22 protein-coding genes, 1 tRNA gene and 1 pseudogene are annotated in these 20,340 nt (G+C 58.6%); 18 read left to right on the top strand and 6 right to left on the bottom strand.

Features of this window, described 5'->3' with window-relative positions:
* From C8029_RS11565 to C8029_RS11505, 13 genes are all read left to right on the top strand, one after another.
* A complete protein-coding gene (locus C8029_RS11565; RefSeq protein ID WP_009573919.1) occupies positions 1–459 on the top strand; it encodes an arsenate-mycothiol transferase ArsC in 459 nt (152 codons plus the stop codon).
* Between the two features lie 12 nt (positions 460–471).
* Positions 472–885 carry a ketosteroid isomerase-related protein gene (locus tag C8029_RS11560; protein ID WP_009573920.1) on the top strand — a complete coding sequence of 138 codons (414 nt, stop codon included), beginning with the start codon at positions 472–474 and terminating at the stop codon, positions 883–885.
* Complete coding sequence (locus C8029_RS11555) at positions 882–1,469, top strand: hypothetical protein (RefSeq protein WP_009573921.1); 588 nt, start codon at positions 882–884, stop codon at positions 1,467–1,469. Before C8029_RS11560 ends, C8029_RS11555 begins: the two co-directional genes overlap by 4 nt.
* Positions 1,466–2,341, top strand: coding sequence for a nitrilase-related carbon-nitrogen hydrolase (locus tag C8029_RS11550; RefSeq protein ID WP_009573922.1), 876 nt, complete (start codon positions 1,466–1,468; stop codon positions 2,339–2,341). The genes C8029_RS11555 and C8029_RS11550 overlap by 4 nt, the downstream gene beginning before the upstream one ends.
* Positions 2,342–2,428: 87 nt before the next feature.
* Positions 2,429–2,647 carry a translation initiation factor IF-1 gene (infA, locus tag C8029_RS11545; RefSeq protein WP_009573923.1) on the top strand — a complete coding sequence of 73 codons (219 nt, stop codon included), beginning with the start codon at positions 2,429–2,431 and terminating at the stop codon, positions 2,645–2,647.
* A 22-nt stretch (positions 2,648–2,669) separates the two neighbouring features.
* Positions 2,670–3,248, top strand: coding sequence for a Maf family protein (locus C8029_RS11540; RefSeq protein ID WP_009573924.1), 579 nt, complete (start codon positions 2,670–2,672; stop codon positions 3,246–3,248).
* Positions 3,245–4,285, top strand: coding sequence for a ribonuclease E/G (locus C8029_RS11535; protein ID WP_009573925.1), 1,041 nt, complete (start codon positions 3,245–3,247; stop codon positions 4,283–4,285). The genes C8029_RS11540 and C8029_RS11535 overlap by 4 nt, the downstream gene beginning before the upstream one ends.
* The gene (locus tag C8029_RS11530) at positions 4,282–4,488 is read left to right on the top strand and encodes a DNA gyrase inhibitor YacG (protein WP_009573926.1); all 207 of its coding nucleotides are present in this window, start codon (positions 4,282–4,284) and stop codon (positions 4,486–4,488) included. The genes C8029_RS11535 and C8029_RS11530 overlap by 4 nt, the downstream gene beginning before the upstream one ends.
* Before the next feature lie 190 nt (positions 4,489–4,678).
* Positions 4,679–4,753, top strand: a tRNA-Phe gene (locus C8029_RS11525).
* A 322-nt stretch (positions 4,754–5,075) separates the two neighbouring features.
* Positions 5,076–6,722 (top strand): FkbM family methyltransferase, encoded by a 1,647-nt coding sequence (locus C8029_RS11520; protein ID WP_193217642.1) that lies wholly within the window; start codon positions 5,076–5,078, stop codon positions 6,720–6,722.
* Between the two features lie 107 nt (positions 6,723–6,829).
* Positions 6,830–7,552: a DUF484 family protein gene (locus C8029_RS11515; RefSeq protein WP_009573928.1), complete on the top strand. Its 723-nt coding sequence runs from the start codon at positions 6,830–6,832 to the stop codon at positions 7,550–7,552.
* On the top strand, positions 7,549–8,487 hold the full coding sequence (locus C8029_RS11510; RefSeq protein WP_152002931.1) for a tyrosine recombinase XerC: 939 nt from the start codon (positions 7,549–7,551) through the stop codon (positions 8,485–8,487). Before C8029_RS11515 ends, C8029_RS11510 begins: the two co-directional genes overlap by 4 nt.
* Before the next feature lie 87 nt (positions 8,488–8,574).
* Positions 8,575–8,808, top strand: coding sequence for a hypothetical protein (locus C8029_RS11505; RefSeq protein WP_152002930.1), 234 nt, complete (start codon positions 8,575–8,577; stop codon positions 8,806–8,808).
* 123 nt (positions 8,809–8,931) lie between these two features.
* Here C8029_RS11505 and ileS read toward each other — a convergent pair.
* Both ileS and C8029_RS11495 read right to left on the bottom strand, forming a co-directional pair.
* Positions 8,932–11,918, bottom strand: a pseudogene (ileS, locus tag C8029_RS11500) (isoleucine--tRNA ligase).
* A gap of 99 nt (positions 11,919–12,017) precedes the next feature.
* A complete protein-coding gene (locus C8029_RS11495) occupies positions 12,018–12,197 on the bottom strand; it encodes a hypothetical protein (protein ID WP_040403020.1) in 180 nt (59 codons plus the stop codon).
* Between C8029_RS11495 and C8029_RS11490 the strand changes: the two genes are divergently transcribed.
* Both C8029_RS11490 and C8029_RS11485 read left to right on the top strand, forming a co-directional pair.
* Complete coding sequence (locus tag C8029_RS11490) at positions 12,196–12,615, top strand: group III truncated hemoglobin (protein ID WP_009573966.1); 420 nt, start codon at positions 12,196–12,198, stop codon at positions 12,613–12,615. The two genes, C8029_RS11495 and C8029_RS11490, sit on opposite strands and share 2 nt — an antisense overlap.
* A 77-nt stretch (positions 12,616–12,692) precedes the next feature.
* Positions 12,693–13,883, top strand: coding sequence for an FAD-dependent oxidoreductase (locus tag C8029_RS11485; protein WP_152002938.1), 1,191 nt, complete (start codon positions 12,693–12,695; stop codon positions 13,881–13,883).
* Here C8029_RS11485 and C8029_RS11480 read toward each other — a convergent pair.
* Both C8029_RS11480 and C8029_RS11475 read right to left on the bottom strand, forming a co-directional pair.
* Complete coding sequence (locus C8029_RS11480; protein WP_009573968.1) at positions 13,868–14,893, bottom strand: YcjF family protein; 1,026 nt, start codon at positions 14,891–14,893, stop codon at positions 13,868–13,870. The two genes, C8029_RS11485 and C8029_RS11480, sit on opposite strands and share 16 nt — an antisense overlap.
* Entirely contained in the window at positions 14,890–16,293 is a 1,404-nt protein-coding gene (locus tag C8029_RS11475; RefSeq protein WP_009573969.1) for a YcjX family GTP-binding protein, read from the bottom strand. The genes C8029_RS11480 and C8029_RS11475 overlap by 4 nt, the downstream gene beginning before the upstream one ends.
* A gap of 106 nt (positions 16,294–16,399) precedes the next feature.
* On the opposite strand from C8029_RS11475, the gene truA reads away from it, so the two are divergent.
* The 3 genes from truA to C8029_RS11465 all read left to right on the top strand — a co-directional run bounded on the left by truA (position 16,400) and on the right by C8029_RS11465 (position 19,365).
* The gene (gene truA, locus C8029_RS11470) at positions 16,400–17,185 is read left to right on the top strand and encodes a tRNA pseudouridine(38-40) synthase TruA (RefSeq protein ID WP_009573970.1); all 786 of its coding nucleotides are present in this window, start codon (positions 16,400–16,402) and stop codon (positions 17,183–17,185) included.
* Between the two features lie 87 nt (positions 17,186–17,272).
* Positions 17,273–17,422 carry a hypothetical protein gene (locus C8029_RS22045; RefSeq protein ID WP_157789845.1) on the top strand — a complete coding sequence of 50 codons (150 nt, stop codon included), beginning with the start codon at positions 17,273–17,275 and terminating at the stop codon, positions 17,420–17,422.
* Between the two features lie 194 nt (positions 17,423–17,616).
* Complete coding sequence (locus tag C8029_RS11465) at positions 17,617–19,365, top strand: sugar phosphorylase (protein WP_152002929.1); 1,749 nt, start codon at positions 17,617–17,619, stop codon at positions 19,363–19,365.
* Positions 19,366–19,448: 83 nt separating this feature from the next.
* Here the strand turns inward: C8029_RS11465 and C8029_RS11460 are convergent, their stop codons facing one another.
* Positions 19,449–19,916, bottom strand: a complete 468-nt coding sequence (locus C8029_RS11460) for a sugar transferase (RefSeq protein WP_286189888.1) — start codon at positions 19,914–19,916, stop codon at positions 19,449–19,451.
* A complete protein-coding gene (locus C8029_RS22405; RefSeq protein WP_226946316.1) occupies positions 19,913–20,128 on the bottom strand; it encodes a hypothetical protein in 216 nt (71 codons plus the stop codon). Before C8029_RS22405 ends, C8029_RS11460 begins: the two co-directional genes overlap by 4 nt.
* Between the last annotated feature and the right edge of the window lie 212 nt (positions 20,129–20,340).

Below are 20,340 nucleotides of genomic sequence, written 5' to 3'. Positions count from 1 at the left end.
ATGGCGACAGACCTCCCGCATTCGGTTTTGTTCTGTTGCGATCACAACGCGGTCCGTTCGCCTATGGCGGAGGGGCTGATGAAGAAATTTTACCCCGGCGCCGTCTATGTTCAATCGGCAGGCGTGCATTCCGATCTTGAGGTCGACGGGTTTTCCGTTGCGGTCTGTGATGAAATCGGGGTCGAATTGCACCGCCATCGGGCGCGCTCTTTCGATGATCTCAAAGACTGGGGCGATGACATTTCCTCCTATGATCTGGTGATCGCGCTGTCTCCGGCCTCACAAAGACAAGCGCTCGAACTCACACGATTTTACCATCTGGACGTCGAATATTGGCCGATCATGGACCCCACTGGCATCGGCGAAACCCGCGAGGCCAAACTTGACGCCTACCGCCAAGCCCGCGATCAAATCATCGCTCGGATGCTGGCCCGATTTGGCCCAGCCCAAAGCTCCTAAAGGACCGCTCCCATGACTGCCGCACAAGACACCACCCTTGCGCTATTGACCCGCTATTACGCCGCCTTCGCCACGCAGGATCACGCCGCGATGCTTGATTGCCTCACCGACGATGTGGTGCATCACATCAATCAAGGCGAGGCCGAGACTGGCAAAGCGGCTTTCGCGGCATTTCTTGACGTGATGGACACCGCCTATTGCGAACGTCTCACCGACATGGTGCTCTTTGCCTCAGAGGATGGCACACGCGCCGCCGCGGAATTCCGGGTTTTGGGCACATATCTCAAAACCGCAGAGGGCTACCCGGAGGCGCATGGTCAGACCTATGATCTGCCAGCGGGCGCGTTCTTTAGCCTGAAAGGCGGTAAAATCGCCCGAATTTCCGTCTATTACAATGCCGCTGACTGGGTCGAGCAAGTGTCATGAGCCTCACTTACCGCACCCTGCGCGGGCCGGATGTGACGGCGGCTTTGGATGACTTGGCACGGCTGCGGATCACGGTGTTTCGCGATTGGCCTTATCTCTATGACGGCTCGCTGGACTATGAGCGCAGCTACATGGCCAGCTATGTCGGCAATCCCCGCGCCATTTTGGTCGCGGCGTTTGACGGCGACCGTCTGGTCGGGGCCTCCACTGGCTCGCCCTTGATAGATCACGCCGATGATTTCGCAAATGCCTTTGCCACCAGTGACTTGCCCTTGGATCAGGTGTTTTATTGCGCCGAATCCGTGCTTTTGGACGCCTACCGTGGCCAAGGCGCGGGGCACAGGTTCTTTGACGCCCGCGAATCCCATGCCCGCGATATGGGCTTTGCCACTTCGGCCTTTTGCTCGGTGATCCGCCCGGAGGACCACCCGCTGCGCCCCAAAGATACGCGCAGCCATGATGCGTTTTGGCGCGGACGCGGCTATGCCCCCTTGCCTGAAGTTGTAGCGGAATTTGACTGGAAAGATGTAGATCAGGCGCAATCGACCCAAAAGCGCCTGCAATTTTGGGGGAAAGCCCTGTGAGATTGATCGCCGCTACATGGGCCCCCGTCTGGCATGACGCGCCGGACCTGTGGCTGGACCGCTACCGCGCAGCCTTAGCTGAGGTCAAAGCCGATCACGACACATTGGTGATCTTCCCCGAATATGCCGCCATGGAGGCGGCGTTTTACGGCGATGCGCCATTGGATGCACAGGGTTGGATGCGCCGGGGGGCGGATCATTTCGCACGCTATTGCGACGGCATTCGGGCTTTGGTCGCAGAAACCGGCGCGACAATTTTGAGCGGATCGGGCTTTGCCGCCTCACACGACAGCTATGTCAATCGCGCGCTATTTTGCGGCCCCGAAGGCGAGACCTTCGTCGAAAAACACATGCCCACCCCCTATGAGCGCGCCCTCAACATGGCTGCGGGGCGGCCCGGCCCGGTGATCGATACACGCTTTGGTAAGATCGCCGTGCTGATTTGTTATGACAGTGAATTCCCGCACTTGGCGCGCCGATATGTCGAGGCAGGCGCAGAGATCCTTTTGGTCCCGTCTTGTACCGACACCGAACAGGGGGCAAGCCGGGTTGAGATCGGATGCCGCGCCCGGGCGCTTGAGGGGCAGGTCTTGGTGGCGATGGCACCCCTCGTTGGCGAGGTCACGCAATGCGAGGTGATCGACGTCAATCTGGGTCAGGCGCGGGTGTTTTGCGCCCCCGATGTCGGCGCACCCGACGATGGGATATTGGCCCAAGGTCCGCGCAATGCACCGGGGTTTGCCATTTTGGATGGGCTTGAACGCCGACTCGGTGCCGGGCGCAAAGAGACGCATGTCAGTGTCCCAGACCACTGGCCAGAGAGCGAATCCATCGCTTTGACGTGGGATTGTACCCCCCTTGTGCTGAAATAACGCGAAATCCACCTTGAAAAGCGGCTGTTAAAGGCGCATTTACTGCGTCGCCCGTATACTGACGGGTGGAACAACTATGGAGTGAACATGGCCAAGGAAGAAATGCTCGAATTTCCCGGTGTCGTTAAGGAACTCCTGCCGAACGCGACATTCCTGGTCGAGCTGGAAAACGGCCATACGATCATCGCTCACACGGCAGGCAAAATGCGCAAGAACCGCATCCGCGTTCTCGCAGGCGACAAAGTTCAGGTCGAAATGACCCCCTACGATCTGACCAAGGGTCGGATCAATTACCGTTTCCGTTAAACGCGGGTTCAACGGGTCCCCTATGAAACTGATCCTCGGTTCAGCCAGCCCGCGCCGGAAAGAGCTTCTGGCGCAGCTGGGGCTTGTCCCCTTTGACGTGCGCTCCCCCGACATCGACGAAGACCCACACAAGGCCGAATTGCCGCGCCCCTATTGCGCGCGCATGGCCCGGGAAAAAGCGATGGCGGTGCCGCGGACCGAAGACGAGATCGTGCTTTGCGCCGACACCACCGTAGCCCTTGGACGGCGGATCATGGGCAAACCTGTTGACGAAAAAGAATGTGCCGAGTTTCTTTTGGCCATGTCCGGGCGACGTCACAAGGTGATCACCGCCGTGGCCGTGGCTTATGGCGATCGCGTGTGGGAGGCCGATGTGGTCACCACCGTGAAAATGAAACGCCTGTCTGATGTCGAACTCAACAGCTACCTCAACAGCAATGATTGGCGCGGCAAGGCGGGCGGCTATGGCATTCAAGGGCCTGCGGGTGCGTTCATCCCGTGGATTCAAGGCAGCTATTCGGCCGTGATGGGCCTGCCCGTGGCGGAAACCGCAACCCTTTTGATGACGGCGGGCTATCCCGTGTATGGAGACCCGCGATGATTGGCAGTGTGATTGCGCTTGGCGAGATCAACGGACAAAAGGCCGCCGCATGGATTGTAGACGGTCGACTGGAAGACCTGATTGTCGATGCGGGCGAAGATGCCCCCCCTGCCCCCGGTGCGATTTTTCGCGCCAAAGGCGGGCGGTCTTTAAAGGGCATGGGCGGCGCGTTGTTGGACCTACCGAATGGCGAACAGGCCTATCTGCGCGGCAACAAGGGCCTCAAACCCGGCGCGCCGATGTTGGTCCAAGTCAGCCACATTGCTGAACCCGGCAAGGCCGTACCAGTGCTGACCCGGCTGTTGTTCAAATCGAAATATGCGATCATCACGCCGGAGGCCCCCGGCCTGAACATCTCGCGCCAAATCTCCGATGACGAGGCGCTGATCCGGCTGCATGAACTGGCCTCCGAGGGCATGGATGGCGCGGATGAGACGCTTGGCCTGATCCTGCGCTCTGCCTGCGAAGGCGCGACGGATGAGGCCGTCGCCGACGACATCGCCGCCATGCGGACACTCGCCGAGGCCGTTCTGGCCGACCTGCCTGGCACGCCCGAATTGCTGGTCGATGGGCCGGATGCCTGGGAGGTCGCTTGGCGCGATTGGCCCGAGGTTGACGTGTTTGACGACAGTGAACAGGCGTTCGACAATCACGGCGTACACGAATTGATCGACGCGGCACTTGATCCACGCGTGCCGCTCAAATCCGGCGCATCGGCCTATATCGAACCGACCCGCGCCCTTGTCGCGATTGACGTGAACACCGGTGGCGATTTCTCTCCGGCGGCGGGCACCAAAGCCAATATCGCCCTCGCGCGCGACTTGCCGCGACAGCTTCGCCTGCGCGGCTTGGCCGGGCAGATCACCATCGATTTGGCCCCGATGCCGAAAAAAGACCGCCTGCCGTTCGAGCAGGCCCTCAAAGCCGCATTCAAATCCGATGGCAATGACACGGTTTTAGCCGGATGGACCCCGCTGGGCCATTTCGAAATCCAAAAAAAGCGCACCCGCGTGCCGCTAACACAGGCGCTTTCATGAGCTGCCCCATCTGCAAAGGCGAAGCGGTCGCCAAATACCACCCCTTTTGTTCCAAGCGCTGCGCCGACATCGACCTTGGCCGTTGGATGAACGGCACCTATGCCGTCCCCTCCGGGCGCGAGGAAGACCCCGAAGAAATTGCCGAAGCCTTGGAAGAGATGCTGCGGAGCTCTGAGGCGGATGAGGCCAAAAAGCCGCAATAAAGCCTACTGCCACTGGCCTGAGGCTGGGATATGGCCAGGCCCACAGCGCCGATCAACATGGCATGCACAGCGTCCAAAATCCCAGAGTCAGTTTTTTAAAGAGACGCTTTAGAAACTTCACTTTCCCTCTGGACAGTCCCGCCCCCTCCGACTAGAAACCCGCTACCCGAACGACACGTCGTTCTCCGGTGCCCGGGTAGCTCAGGGGTAGAGCAGTGGATTGAAAATCCTCGTGTCGGTGGTTCGATTCCGCCCCTGGGCACCATTTAAGTCCCATATACATATGAACTCGCGCTGCACAGGCGTGCCCCCATCACAACACAGCTCTGCGCGTCTGTGTTGGCAAGTCGCGCAAAAGGCCATCGTTTTGCGGCGGGATCAACGTGAACCCCATTGAAACCCTCCCAGAAATAGACGAGTCTGAGAGGGTATTCTTTTAAACAGTCACCGGCAGGCACCACATGTACGCGTATGACGAGACACTCACGATTCACGGCATAAAAGTAGCCTTTGTTCCCGATATCATCACCCCAACGATCGAAAAGCCCATGCGAAAGGGCAAATACGAGAAGGGGGAGGTTGAGATCATGCGGGCCATTTTGCAGCCCGGAGATCGGCTTTTGGAACTTGGTGCCGGTGTCGGAGTGGTGTCAAGTGCTGCGGCCTCTGTTGAGGGGGTCGAGGCGGTTTTGTCGATTGAGGCCGACCCGAACCTTGTGCCGATGATCAAAGAAACGTGGCGGCTGAATGGCATTGAAACCGCTGAGCTGCGCAATGGCGTGGCGATGGCAAAGGCCGGCGATCCGGTGAAATTTTACATCCGCGACAATTATTGGGCCAGTTCAATGGAACCGGACTCGCGGCCTTATTCGCGTATCGAAGAGGTGCCCTCAGCAGGCATGGACGCGCTGTTTCAGGAGTTCCGTCCCACCGTATTGTCCTGTGACATCGAAGGCGGGGAACTTGGGCTTTTGGATGAGGTGGACCTGTCCGGACTGCGCCATATCGTGATGGAAGTGCATCCAAAGGTCTATGGCCAAGAGGGGCTGCGCAAGATCGTTGAAATGCTTGGAGCCAAAGGGTTTTTGCCCTCCCCTGACACCAAACCCGACTCGTCGGTCAAGCGCTTTGATCGTGTCTTGGTCGAGGGGAAAATGATCGAAGGGGCGGCCCTGCCTCGGCGGCCATACCGGCCTTGGGGGGCTGAGGCCCCGCGCATTCTGATCCCGACCTGCATGAAAAACGAAGGCCCCTTTATCCTTGAATGGATCGCGTGGCATCGCGCCGTCGGGGTCACGGATTTTCTGGTGTTCACCAATGATTGCACCGATGGTACGGACAAGTTGCTCGACCGGCTCGATGATATGGGGATTGTGCGGCATATGGCCAACCCGGCTCTGGGATCGGATGCGACGAATTTCCAACCCGTGGCCTTGCGCTATTTGCCTTACACCCGCGAAATGCGGGAGGTTGATTACGTTATTTCCATGGATGTGGACGAGTTTATCAACATCCGTGTGGGTGAGGGTCGCTTTGAGGATTTATTTGCGGTCACCGGGGAATTCGACGTGTTGTCGATGTCCGAAATCAATCACGGCTCCAACAACAAGCTGGCTTACGAACGCAAATGGGTGACCGAAGCCTATCCGGGTCATCAATCCACCACACCGGGCAAACAGAAAGCGCACCGGGGCGTCAAAAGCATCACCCGCCTCAGCCCCCGCGTCAACGCGATCCGCAATCACCGCCCGGACGTTTCGCAAAACTTGGGCCAGGCGATTTGGCGCGATGGATCGGGACGCGCGCGTCCCGGCTTTCTCAAAGACCCGGAGATGAATGGGTGGGATTGTCGCGGGGCCTATGATCTTGTGTCCTTGGATCATTTCCCTCTGCGCTCACTGGAGTGTTTTCTGGTCAAAATGCATCGTGGGGACGTGGTTGTGGCCGACAAGAGCGTGTCCAACCGCTATTGGCGCACTCGCAACAATAATGGCGAAACCAGCTCTGATCTCACCCGGTTTGGCGCGCTGGCCCGCAAGGAATATGACCGCCTCCTGACTGATCCCACATTGGCAAGCCTGCACGAAGCCTGCTGTACGGCGCATGAAGCACGGATCGCGTCACTCGCTGGTGTTAAGGAATTCGAAGAGCGCAAAAAATGGATTTTCAGCGAGGCGTGGGACGGAGAGATCCCCGAAGCCTATCGTCAGCCGACCTCGGAAGCCGCCGAGTAAGCCGCGATTCAGAAAAGATGCGCGGGACTTAAGCGACTTGAACCGGACTGCTTTGCTGGGCATAATGGCGTCAACGACCGGAAACCGGCGATAAAGAAAGAGGCAGTATGAGCACCCGACTCCCCCGAGCGATGTCGCCGATGGCTGAAGACCTGCGTGAAAAAATTATTTCCGATCCGGATATGATTTTAGACGATCTGGACGTGATGCGCGCGCTCATCGCCGCCAATGAACGCACTTCTGGCGACAATATCGTGGATTTGCGCGGCATTGCCATGGAGCGGCTTGAGGATCGGCTGGACCGTTTAGAAGACACCCATCGCGGGGTGATTGCCGCCGCATATGAAAACCTTGCCGGCACAAACCAAATCCACCGCGCCGTATTGCGCCTGTTGGAACCTTCTGATTTCAAATCATTTCTCACCGCATTGTCTGGCGATGTCGCCAACACGCTACGCGTCGATGCGGTGCGGCTTTTGTTGGAAACCAAGGTCGAAGACGCCGATCCCGCCGTCAAAAAACTGGGCGATGTGTTGATCACCGCCGAACCGGGGTTCATCGACACCTATATTACCTTTGGCCGCAACATTCCCGTGCGGCCCGTCACCTTGCGCCAGGTCTCGCCCGAGGCGGACCTCATCTACGGCACTTCCGCGGGCTATATCCATTGCGAAGCCTTGATGAAACTCGACCTCGGCGCGGGCCGCCTGCCCGGCCTGTTGATTTTCGGCTCCGAAGACCCGCATATGTTCCGTCCGGCGCAGGGCACGGATTTGTTAAACTTTTTCTCGGGCGTATTCGAACGCATGATGCGCCGCTGGCTCGGATGAGTCTCGCGCTCACAGACGGGATGCGGGACACGCTTTCCGACTGGCTTGACCGCGAACGTGCGCTCAAAAACGCCTCTGAGCACACGATCACCGCCTATACCCATGACGTCACTGGCTGGCTTGCCTTTCTGGCCAATCATCTGGGCGGAGGGTTTGGTCCCGCCCGTCTCAGCACACTCACGCTCACCGATATGCGCGCGTGGATGGCGCATGAACGCGGGCGCGGCGTGGCCCCCCGGTCGCTGGCGCGCGCGCTGTCTGCGGTGAAAACCTTCACCCGGTTTCTGGCAGAACGCGACGGGTTTGATGCCACGGCGATCCTGTCCACCCGCTCACCTAAATTCCAACGCAAACTGCCCCGTCCCTTGACCGTTGAAGCGGCGCAGTCGTTGCTCTCGACGGTCGAGTTGCAATCCGAGGAGCCATGGATCGCCGCGCGCGATGTGGCGGTGGTGACCTTGCTGTACGGCTGTGGCTTGCGGATTTCCGAGGCGCTGTCGCTCACCGGCACCGATGTGCCAATGGGCGAGGTGATCCGCATCATCGGTAAGGGCAACAAAGAGCGCATTGTACCGGTCTTGCCCGTCGCCCGGCGCGCCGTTGCGGAATATGTCCGGCTCTGCCCACATGAACTGGCGGCGAAAGCCCCCCTGTTTCGCGGCAAACGCGGCGGGCCACTCAATCCGCGTTTGATTTCAAAGGTCACGGAAGCCGCGCGGATGCAGCTGGGCCTGCCCTCAAGTGTGACACCCCACGCGATGCGCCATTCTTTTGCGACCCATTTGCTGACCGCAGGCGGCGATTTACGGGCGATTCAGGAGCTATTGGGCCATGCCTCGCTGTCCACAACTCAGGCCTATACGGCGGTGGACACAGCGCGTCTGTTACAAGTGTACGAGGCCGCCCATCCGCGCGCAAAAAACGGCTCATCTTGAACCTCCTCCACCTTTTGTTCATCTCCTCTCTCTTAAACTGAATGACAGCTTAAACCACAGGCTGTCACAGCGAAAAGGGGATGGGACATGACAGACAAAGTGCCGACGTTTTTCTCCAAAAGCTCCGACGGATCGGACACGCCGCCTTTGACAAAGAGCGGTCCGAGTTTGCGCGAAGTGGCCGTGATCAGCCGCATCACCCAAGAGGATTTCCTGACGCAACTGTCGCGGGCGTTGGCCGATTATGACAAGGACGGTGATGGGCCTTTGACCGAGGAAGAATGGCGCTGGGTTGAGGACGGGTTGAAAAACGGGGGATGACCGTCCTTAAATTCTCATCAAAGAGTGCACGGGCAAGCGCATTCTTGAACGACACCACCTTGGCACGACAAAAAGGGCACCCAATCGAGTGCCCTTTTAAACAATTTAGAGCAACGCCTTAGTTTACCCCAGCGCCTCATCGCAACGCGCACACACACCGGCGTGGCTGTGCGTGCCAACGTCAGGCAGGATTTTCCAGCAACGCTGACATTTCTCGCCCTCGGCCTTTTCAAACACAACCCCAATCCCTTCGACCTCGCCAAGGCGGAACGCCTCAGACGGGGCGGCATCTTGGGTCAATGTCAGCGCGGAGGTGATGCACAGATCGGCAAAATCAATGGATTTGAGCGCTGACAACACGCCCGCATCCTCGACATGCACGATGGGAGCCGCCTCCAAAGAGGCCCCGATCACCTTGTCCTGGCGTTGGATTTCCAAGGCGGCGGTGACGACACGGCGCGCTTTGCGGATGTCGGCCCATTTCGCTGCCAAATCACCGTCCAACCAGCCAGAGGTGGTTTCCGGGAAATCGACCATATGCACGGAACTGTCCGCACCCGGAAAGCGCTCCAACCAGACCTCTTCCATGGTGAAGGTCAGGATCGGGGCAAGCCATGTGGTCAGGCGGTGATAGAGGATATCCAACACGGTGCGTGCAGCGCGGCGACGCGCGGTGTCGCCATCGCAATAGAGCGCATCTTTGCGAATGTCGAAATAGAAGGCCGAGAGATCGACCGTGGCAAAGTTGAACACTGCGGTCCAAACGCCGGAGAAATCAAACGTCCGGTAGCCTTCGCGCACGGTTTGATCGAGTTCCGCCAAACGGTGCAACACCCAACGTTCAAGCTCGGGCATATCCGCCACATCGACACGATCCGCCTCGGTGAAATCATTCAGCGAGCCCAACATATACCGCATGGTGTTGCGCAAACGGCGATAGCTGTCGGCCACACCTTTGAGGATTTCCGGCCCAATGCGTTGGTCCGCGGTATAATCCGCCTGCGCCACCCAAAGCCGCAAAATATCGGCGCCGTATTGTTTGACGATCGTCTCCGGCACGATGGTATTGCCCAAGGATTTGGACATTTTCATGCCCTTCTCATCCAAGGTAAACCCATGCGTTACAACATTTTTATAGGGCGCACGGCCCTTGGTGCCACAGGCCTGCAACAAGGACGAATGGAACCACCCACGGTGTTGGTCGGTGCCCTCCATATAGACATCCGCGATGCCATCGGGTGTGCCGTCTTCGCGGTCGCGCAGCACGAACGCATGGGTGGACCCCGAGTCGAACCACACATCCAAGACGTCGAACACTTGGTCATAGGCGTCCGGGTCGGCGATGCCATCAAGCATCTTTGCCTTGAACCCGTCCTCATACCAAACATCCGCGCCATTCGCGTCGAAGGCGGCTTTGATGCGGGCGTTCAGATCGGCGTTTTTCAACAGGAAATCAGGGTCGGTCGGCAGCGCGCCTTTTTTGGTGAAACAGGTCAGCGGCACACCCCACGCGCGTTGACGCGAGAGCACCCAGTCCGGGCGGCTTTCGATCATCGAATAGAGCCGGTTGCGACCGCTTACAGGCGTCCATTTGACCAGCTCGTCGATGGAGCGCAGCGCACGTTCGCGGATGGTGTCGCCGTATTCGCCCATGCCATCGTCGAGTTTGCGATCCACAGCGGCAAACCATTGCGGCGTATTGCGGAAAATGATCGGGCTTTCGAGCGCCACGAATGCGGGTAGGAGTGGGTCACACGTCCGCGCGCGATGATGCCCCCCGCCTCAACGAGTTTCGCGATCACGGCCCCGTTGGCTTTGCCCTCTTTGCCCTTTTGATCGAACACGGTCAGCCCGGCGAAGAACGGCACATGCGGCAGAAACTCGGATTCTTCGCCCACGTTATGGGTCATCCGGTCGATCCAGTTGCGTTTGACGAAACAGTCGTAGTCGTCGGCACCATGGCTCGGCGCGGTGTGCACGAACCCCGTACCGGCATCCGCCGTGACATGATCGCCGTCAATCATCGGGACCTCGTAGTCCCAGAAGCCGTCCGCGCCTTCGATCCCCGCGAAAGGATGCGCCAAAGTCAGCCCGCCAAGCTCTTCGGAGGTGACATCGCGCACACGGGTGAACTCGGTCACACGGGATTTGCCCAAAGCGTCCTCGGCCAAAGCATCAGCAAAGATATAAAGCTCGCCGGGGGCAGTCCAGCTTTCGTCTTCCGTGGCTTTCACCTCGTAGAGCCCGTAGTTGATTTTCGGGTTATAGGCGACGGCCTTATTCGACGGGATGGTCCAAGGGGTCGTGGTCCAGATGACGACGCGGGCGTCCAAAAGATCATCGCTAAGACCAACGCGAGAATGGGATGACAAAGCCTCACTAGAAGTTTGGAGTTTGATTGCAGGTTCGGAAACATCTGCAGCATCAACCACCTTAAACGGCACCCAAATCGTATGCGACTTGTGGTCGTGATACTCGATCTCGGCCTCTGCCAGCGCGGTTTTTTCAACCGGCGACCACATCACAGGCTTGGAGCCTTGGTACAGCGTGCCGTTCATCAGAAATTTCATGAACTCGTCGGCGATCACCGCCTCGGCATGAAAATTCATCGTCAAATAGGGATCGTCCCAGTTGCCATAAACGCCCAGACGTTTGAATTCTTCGCGCTGGATGTTCACCCACTCGTCGGCAAAAGCGCGGCATTCCTGGCGGAAATCAATCACCGGCACGTCGTCTTTGTTCTTGCCTTTTTGGCGGTATTTCTCCTCGATCTTCCATTCAATCGGCAGGCCGTGACAATCCCAACCCGGCACATAGCGCGCGTCAAAGCCCATCATTTGGTGCGAACGCGTGATGATGTCTTTGATGGTTTTGTTCAACGCATGGCCGATGTGCAAATGGCCGTTGGCATAGGGAGGGCCGTCGTGCAGCACGAAAGAGGGGCGATCCTCGGCTTTGCCCTTTTCACGCAGGCGTTGGTAGAGGCCCATCTCCTCCCAGCGCGCCAACCAATCGGGTTCGCGTTTGGGCAATCCCGCGCGCATCGGAAAGTCGGTTTTGGGCAGATTGAGCGTGTCTTTATACTCGGGCGTGGTCGTCTCGGAACACATATCGGAAGTCCTTGGGGAATGGCATGGATCATTGGGATCATTGGGGCGATCGAAGGGCGGCGCGGGTCACCATACGCCTTGTCCCGGCGGCTCAGTGGATCAGAGCGCCGGGCTGCTAATTCGAATAATCAGGGCAGCCATGAATGTCATATCCGCCTTATAGGCGGGGGGCGGCGCTTGGGCAAGCACACTTGCCTGCGCCTTTGCCGCATTGCAGCCCGCGCCAAACCCGCGCAAGATCGACAGGCTTACACTCAGAGGTTCCACAGAGGCTCCCATGTCCGAAACACGCTCCGCCCTGCCCCCGAAATTCGATATCTCGCATGACGACATGGACCGCGTTTTGGCCCGGTTTTACGCCAATGTGCGCCGCCACCCCGAACTGGGTGCAGTGTTTGGGGCGCATGTCAAAGACTGGCCCGCACATGAGGAAAAAATCGGACGCTTTTGGCGCAACGCGATTCTGCATGAGCGGCAATATGACGGGTTTCCTCAACGGGTGCATTTGATGGCGCCCGAGGTGAAGGAGCATCATTTCGCCCTCTGGCTCGGCCTGTTTGACGACGCACTCACCGCAGAACTCGACGCAGAAACAGCGGCGAAATGGTCCGAAATTGCCCACCGCATCGGTCGGGCGTTTCGCATGGGGATTGCACAACGCGACCAACCCCAAGACGCGCCGCCCAAGCTCTTTTAATAAAACCGTTTAAAAACGGACCCATATCCGCCATATCGCGTTGAACCAAAGCAAAACGACGGACCCCAGCGGTGACCATGCCCCAAACCACCCCCCTCACCATTGCCATTGCAGGCGCAGGCATCGGCGGGCTAGCCGCTGCATCCTTGCTGGCCGATCAGGGTCATCACGTGACACTATTCGACCAATTCGACACGCCGCGCTCTGTTGGCTCTGGCCTTGTGATCCAACCTGTCGGACGGCGGGTTTTGGACGCGGTTGGCGCGGGCGGCACGGCGCGCGCTCTGGGTCATAACATTCAACGGATGCTGGGACGCGAGACCCAAAGTGGCAGACGCGTTTTGGACGTCAGTTACGGCTCAAGTTACGGGCTCGCGATCCACCGGGCAGCGCTGTTTCACAGCCTCATGGAGGCGGTTCAGACCCGCACTGTGACGCTTATGCCCGCGCACAAGGTCACGGGCCGGGAAGGGTCCTATCTGACGTTCGAGGCCGGTGTGCGCAGCGGTCCATTTGATCTCATCATTGACGCCAGCGGCGCAAACTCCGCGCTCAGCCCGATCAAACCCCGCCCCCTGCCCTATGGCGCGATTTGGACCACCGTGGACTGGCCGAACACGAGTCTGCCGACCACGGAGCTGTCTCAACGCTACCGCCGCGCCAACCGGATGATCGGCGTCATGCCAATCGGGACGCTCCCCGGTGAAACCAGCCAAAAAGCGGCGCTGTTTTGGTCGCTGCCGCGCGAAGGCTATGCAGACTGGCAAGACCGCGGCCTTGCGCGCTGGAGATCGGAGGCCTTGGCGCTTTGGCCCGATCTCGCTCCCTTCATGGATCAAATCACTGCGCCCGAGCAAATGGTCATGGCGCGCTACACCCATGGCACTTTGCGCAAACCTTTTGGCGACGGCATCGCCCATATCGGCGACGCCGCCCACCGCGCCTCACCGCAATTGGGCCAAGGGGCCAATATGGCACTTTTGGATGCCTGGGCCTTGGCGCAAGCGATCCGGTATTTCCCGCTGGACACCGCCCTGCCCGCCTACGCCCGCGCCCGCCGCGCCCATGTGTTCGCTTATCAATCCATGTCGGCGGCGTTCACGCCACAGTACCAATCCGACAGCCGGATTTTGCCCTTTGTCCGTGACCGAATTTTGTTCCCACTTTCGATCCTCCCACCCGCTAAACAGCTTTTGACCGCTCTGGTCAAAGGCTCACTCCTGCCACCCTTGGGCTATCTCACACCGCAGGATCACTCCGACGTCTGACCCTTATCAAACAACCCGGTCAAAGCCCGTTTCACTGTGCCGGAGACAGAGGGTTTGGTGCCTTTGGTGAACGGCAGCGGGCGACAGACCTCGATCGCGGCAACGCCGACGCGGGCGGTCAGCGCGCCGTTGACCACGCCCTCGCCAAAGCGGCGCGAGACTTTCGACAACACGCCGCCCCCCGCCATGGTGCCGATCAAATCGTCGCCCACGGCCACGGCACCGGTCGCAACCAAATGGGTCAAAACGGATTTCGTCACCCGCCATGAGCCCAAGGTGCCCGAGCGACCGCCATAAATCTCCGCGATCCGCCGGATCATCCGCAGGTTCGAAGTCAGCGCGGCAAAGACATCGGCCAGCGCGAGCGGCACAAGCGCCGTGACGGTCGCCACTTGGCGCGCCGCGGCTTCGACCTCGCGACGTGCGGCGGCATCCAAAGGCGAAAGGAGTTCAACCTCCGCCAAGCCCAAAAGCCCATCTGCGTCAAAGACTTCGCCTTTGCGTTCATTAAACCGATCCTTGCCCCAATTGATCTCGGGTCGATGAGCATAGAGGGTCAAAAGCCGATCCGTGACCGCCTTTGCACCGTGTAAATCCCCACGCGTCGCAGCCTCTGCGGCGGCTTTATGCAGCGTATCGATGCGTTTGAGCCGGGCAAACGCGGCCAGTTCTTTCAACGCGATCGCGGCCAAGACCGCCACAAACGCCCCGGTCAACGCCAAGGCGACATAGCCTAAAATTGCGTTGCGTTCGATCAGGCGCAGAATGAAATCATAGGCGGCGAACGAGATCACAAAGGTGAACAGCGCCGTGAACAACCGCCAAAACCACCGCGCCAAAGCCGAAGGGCGGCGCGTGGCCAAAACGGCCATCCGCTCCATCGCGGCCGGGCGCGCAAGTGGCGCGAGGTCCGGCACCGGATCGGCGGTGGACGGCGTTTGCACGGGCGCTTCGTCAATCTCGATCATGACCGGGCCTTTGCGCGAATGTGAGGCGGGGGCCTCTGTCATAACTTGTCTCCAATCAAGAAATCAGCGGCGCGATCAAGCCGGATATGCGGCGGCCCCTCGCCGGGGCGCAGGGTCAGACGCGCGGGTTGAAACCGCATGATTTCATACTCGCCGTCCAACCAATTTTGCGCCCCTTGGCGCGCAGGGGCGAGGATATGGCTTGGGTCTTCGGGCAATTCACCGGGATAAAACGCCGCCTGTTTGCCGCTTTCCGTCAGGCCCCGCACACAGTCCAAAGGCTTGCCCTCATGGGTCACGGTTTCCTCAACCGTGGCGCGCAAAGCGGCAATGGACATGGCCATCGTGCCGGCCCCGGCATAATCCGCCCGGTCGCGGGCATCGCGCACCAGCGCCTCCATGATCGCGGTCAGACGCGGGTGTTGCGCATGGTGGATGTGATCGGCTTTTGTGGCAGCAAACAGGATTCTACTGACCCGTTTTTGCCCCAGAAGCGACAGAATGCGCCCAACCCGACCGGGACGAAACGCGGCCAGAATATCCGCCAGTGTCCGGCGCAGGTCTTCGACCGCTTTCGGGCCAGAATGGATCGCGCCCAAAGCATCGACCAAAACGATCTGACGATCAATTTTGGCGAAATGGTCGCGAAAAAACGGTTTCACCACCTCGCGTTTATAGGCCTCATAGCGGCGCTCAAACTCCCGTGCCATGGACCCGCGCGGGGCCTCACCCGCAGGCAGCGGGGCAAAGGTCAAAACCGGTGACCCATCCAATTCACCGGGCAATAAAAACCGCCCCGGCGTGCAATCGGAATACCCCGCCGCGCGCGCCGCCTGCAGATAGGCGGTGAAACTTTGGGCCAGTTTTTTGGCCTCCGGCTCCGCGTGTTTGGTGGTCGCATCAAACGCCGCCAAGGCCTCGGTAAACCCCGCCCCCTCAGGACGGGTGGTGGCGGCGGTCAACGCCTCGGCGGACCACTCGGCAAAGCTCTTTTCCATCAGACCCAGATCCAAAAGCCACTCGCCGGGATAATCGACAATATCGAGATGCACGGTGCGTGGGCCAGACAGAGAGCCCAAAATCCCGGTCGGGCGCACTTTGAACGACAGGCGCAGCTCGGAGATGGCACGGGTACTTTCGGGCCACTGCGGCGCAGGCGCCGTGAGGGCGGCAAGATGGGTTTCATAATCAAACCGCGGCACGGTGTCGTCGGGTTGCGGTTGCAAATAAGCGGCGGTGATCGCGGTGCCCGGACCGAATTGCGGCATCCGGCCCCGGTCCAAAAGATTGGCGACGAGCGAGGTGATGAACACCGTCTTGCCCGCCCGCGACAGGCCGGTGACACCCAACCGCACCACGGGCTCAAACAGCGCCTCATGAACGCCGTCCTGGACCGTTTCAACGCCCCGGAAAACCCTGTCTGCAATATCGTTCAGGATCAAATCCCGCCCCTTCTCATATGTTTATGGCTTTAAGATAAGCACGAGAGGGCGGGGTTAAAAGGGAGAAAGGCTGGACGGCTTCCCCGTGCCGGGGTAAACGCGCGTTATGCCCAGATATGCCCTCTTGATCGAATACAACGGCGCGCCTTTTTCCGGTTGGCAACGTCAAAAGCAACACCCCTCGGTTCAGCAGGCGGTGGAAGAGGCGTTGCGCAAACTGGAACCCGACTGCCCGGGGATCGGCGCGGCGGGGCGCACGGATGCGGGGGTGCATGCCTCCGGTCAGGTGGCGCATTGCGATATGACAAAGGAGTGGGACCCGTTCCGGTTAAGTGAGGCGCTCAATCATCACCTCAAACCCGCGCCCGTGGCGATTTTACACGCAGCCCGTGTTGCGGATGACTGGCACGCAAGGTTTTCGGCCCATGAGCGGCGCTACATGTTTCGGCTGATTTCCCGGCGCGCGCCCTTGGTGCATGAGGCGGGTAAGGCGTGGCATATCAACCATCCGCTCGACCGCGACAGGATGCAAGCGGGGGCGGATCGCCTGATTGGCCTGCATGATTTCACCACCTTTCGCTCGACCATGTGCCAAGCCGACAGTCCTGTGAAAACATTGGATGAATTTCGGATCGAAGCGCACGCCATCCCCTATGGGACCGAGTATCGGTTTTACCTGCGGGCGCGCTCGTTTTTGCACAACCAAGTCCGGTCTTTTGTCGGGACCTTGGAGCGCGTTGGCGCGGGATCGTGGACGCCTCAGGATGTCACGACGGCGCTTGAGGCCTGTGATCGCGCGGCCTGTGGGCCGGTCTGTCCGCCGCAGGGATTGTATCTGATGGGTGTCGGTTACGCGGATGATCCGTTTGCATCCTCCGCTACGCCCACCTAAGCGACGTCGAAAAGCCGCCCCAAGCCTGCCCCATTTCGGCCCGATTCACCTGTCAGCAAATGTCGTGTCGTATAAAGGAGCCTTGTCATGGACCTCACCGCCATCACATTTGATCAGTTGGCTTTGGCCATCATGACCACAATCGCAATCCGCGAAGTAATGATCGTGGCATTGCCGGACCGGATTGCAGGACCGGGTGGCTGGTTGATCGACACGCTCATCAGCGACCGTGTTTAAGGCAAAGTATCCTCAAAATGGGGCCAAATTTACCGAAACTGTTTCGTTCGCCGTATTTTTAGGCGAATTTTCAACATCCCCACGCAAAGTGCTCCGTTTTTGCTCAGGAAACTGTCGCTTTGGCCTCTGCTGCATTGAACCTGTGCAAGTGGTTTGATCTACCCCAAGGAAAGCAATCAGAGAAGGGGACGCCCATGGCCAAACCGTCTTCGCAATTCAGTGCGCGCCTGTGCGGACTTATCGAACAAATCTATCCCGATCTCGATGCGAAAGCGTTGAGCCAACAGATCACTGCGGCCTTTTGGCCCGAAGGCTCCGGGTATCGCTCACGCGCCCGCGCGCCGGGACACAATCTGTGGAATGAGACTGACACATTGGTCATCACCTACGGCAACACATTGGTCGATGGACAACACAAACCCTTGGATTTGTTGCGTGATTTTCTAAACCGTTATCTGCGCGGTGTGATCAATGGCGTGCACATCCTGCCGTTTTTCCCTTTCACCTCTGACGATGGCTTTGCGGTCACCGACTACCGTTTGGTCAACAGTCAACTGGGCGATTGGACCGATATTCAACGGATCGGCGAAGAATTTCGTCTGATGTCCGATCTGGTGCTCAACCATGTGTCGTCGCTCTCGACTTGGTTTTCGGAGTACCGTCAGGGCCACGCCCCCTATGACACGTTTTTCGTCGAAGCCTCGCCAGAAGATGATCTCTCCGAAGTGGTGCGCCCGCGCACCTCGCCCTTGTTGCGCGAAGTGATGACGGCGAATGGCCCGAAACATGTTTGGTGTACCTTTAGCCACGACCAGATCGACGTGGATTTCCACAATCCCGAGGTCTTGTTGGAATTCCTGCGGATCATGCGGCTGCATATCGACAATGGGGTGCGGATCATTCGGTTGGATGCGGTGGCCTTTGTTTGGAAAGAGTTGGGCACCAATTGTATCCACCTGCCACAAACCCACGCCATTGTGCGGTTGATGCGGCTGCTGTGCGATTATGCCGAAGAGCGCGTGGTTTTGATGACCGAAACCAATGTGCCCAACGCGGAAAACCTGAGCTACTTCGGCAACCGCAACGAAGCGCATATGATCTATAATTTCTCGCTGCCGCCCCTGCTGTTGCATGCACTGTTGTCGGGCAACTCATTACACCTCAACCAATGGCTGATGCGGATGCCACCGGCGCAATTGGGCTGTGCCTATCTCAACTTCTCGGCCTCACATGACGGGATCGGCGTGCGCGGGGCGGAGGGGCTTTTGTCCAATGACGAGTTGGATCAGGTGATTCAATGTGTGCGCGATGCGGGCGGATTGGTGTCGATGCGGGCCTTGGCCGATGGATCGCAAAAGCCATATGAGTTGAACATCACCTATTTTGACGCGCTCAAAGGCACGATTGAGGCGGGTGAGGACGGGCTTCAGGTGGCGCGGTTTATCTGTTCGCAAACCATTGTGATGGCGCTTGAGGGCGTTCCCGCCTTTTACATTCATTCGCTTTTGGCGACCCATAACGACCATGCGGGCGTCGAAAAAACCGGGGTCAACCGGGCGATCAACCGTCATCGTTGGGATTACCCGGAGCTGCGCGCCCTGCTTGATGATCCCGAAAGCCTCAACGCCCAAGTTCTGGCCGCGCTCAAGGATCGGATCGCTATTCGCACCGCACAAAAGGCGTTTCACCCGAATGCGACGCAGTTCACCATGCAGCTTGGCGATGCGTTCTTTGGCATCTGGCGGCAATCTCCGGCCCGCGATCAATCCATTTTCGCGATCAACAACCTGACCAACCAGGATGCCGAAATTCCGCATATTTCGATCAACCTGATCGAGGGCGAGGATTGGTATGATTTGCTATCCGGCGAAAAGATTGACCTCTCCGTGCCAAATATCCGTTTTGCGCCCTATCAAAGCCGCTGGATTTCCAACCTTAAGTGAGGGCGGCGCAGACTGCGACCAACAAAAAGGCCGGACACATCAGAGTCCGGCCTTTTGAAACTATCGCAGTCCGCTGTGCGGCGTTAGTGACCTGTGCGGTTGAGCACCACAGCAAAGGTTTTCCACGTCAATTTCACGTCGGTCGCAAAGCTCAAATCGCGCTCATAGCCTTCGTCAAAGGCAACGCGGTCGGCAAAGGTGGTTTCGCCTCGACCCGACACTTGCCAAGGTCCAGACAGACCCGGACGCATGTTGAAATAGGCTTTGCCTTTCGCCGAGGTGTAGATCGACATCTGCGACGGCATGAACGGGCGCGGACCGATCAGGCTCATATCGCCCCGGAATACGTTCAAAAGCTGCGGCAACTCATCCAGACTTGTGGCGCGAATGATGTGACCGATCCGGGTGATCCGGGGATCATTGGAAAGCTTTTGAAAGGTGGTCCATTCTTCGGCCACCGCAGGGTCTTCGCGACACAGCCGCTCAAGCACCTCTTCGGCGTCCACACGCATACTGCGCAGTTTGTAGCATTTAAACACCTTACCATTCATACCCACACGTTTTTGCGCAAAAACGCCGGGCCACCGTCGCGTTTGACCAAGAGAGCCAAAACCAAGACCACGGGCACAATAATCGGCGCCGCGATCAAAAGCAGCAGCATATCAAAGATGCGTTTGCCATATTTTCGATAGAATATTCTTTTGGGTTGCGCGGTCTCCTGAGAGATGTAGCAATCCGATCTCGTCGCGGTGGCTGCGAGCACGGGTGAGCTCAGAGAACTGTTTGACGTATCCAACATAATATTTACGGACCCTTGAACGGCGAAACGCTCGCCGCCTCGAATCCCCCCAAATGGCTGACCATTTCTTCATACATTATTAAGGACGTCATTTCCGTGAAACTTGCTAAGAATTGTTTGGGGTTCGAATTTATCCTTTAAAAACGAGCCTTTTCTGCACTTGCACAATAAGTTAC

It is taken from the genome of Roseobacter sp. TSBP12, from assembly GCF_009129705.1.
Classification (GTDB): Bacteria; Pseudomonadota; Alphaproteobacteria; order Rhodobacterales; family Rhodobacteraceae; genus Celeribacter; species Celeribacter baekdonensis_A.
The sequence above is the reverse complement of the archived record's forward strand: the minus strand, read 5'-3'. Positions and strand labels throughout refer to the sequence as shown.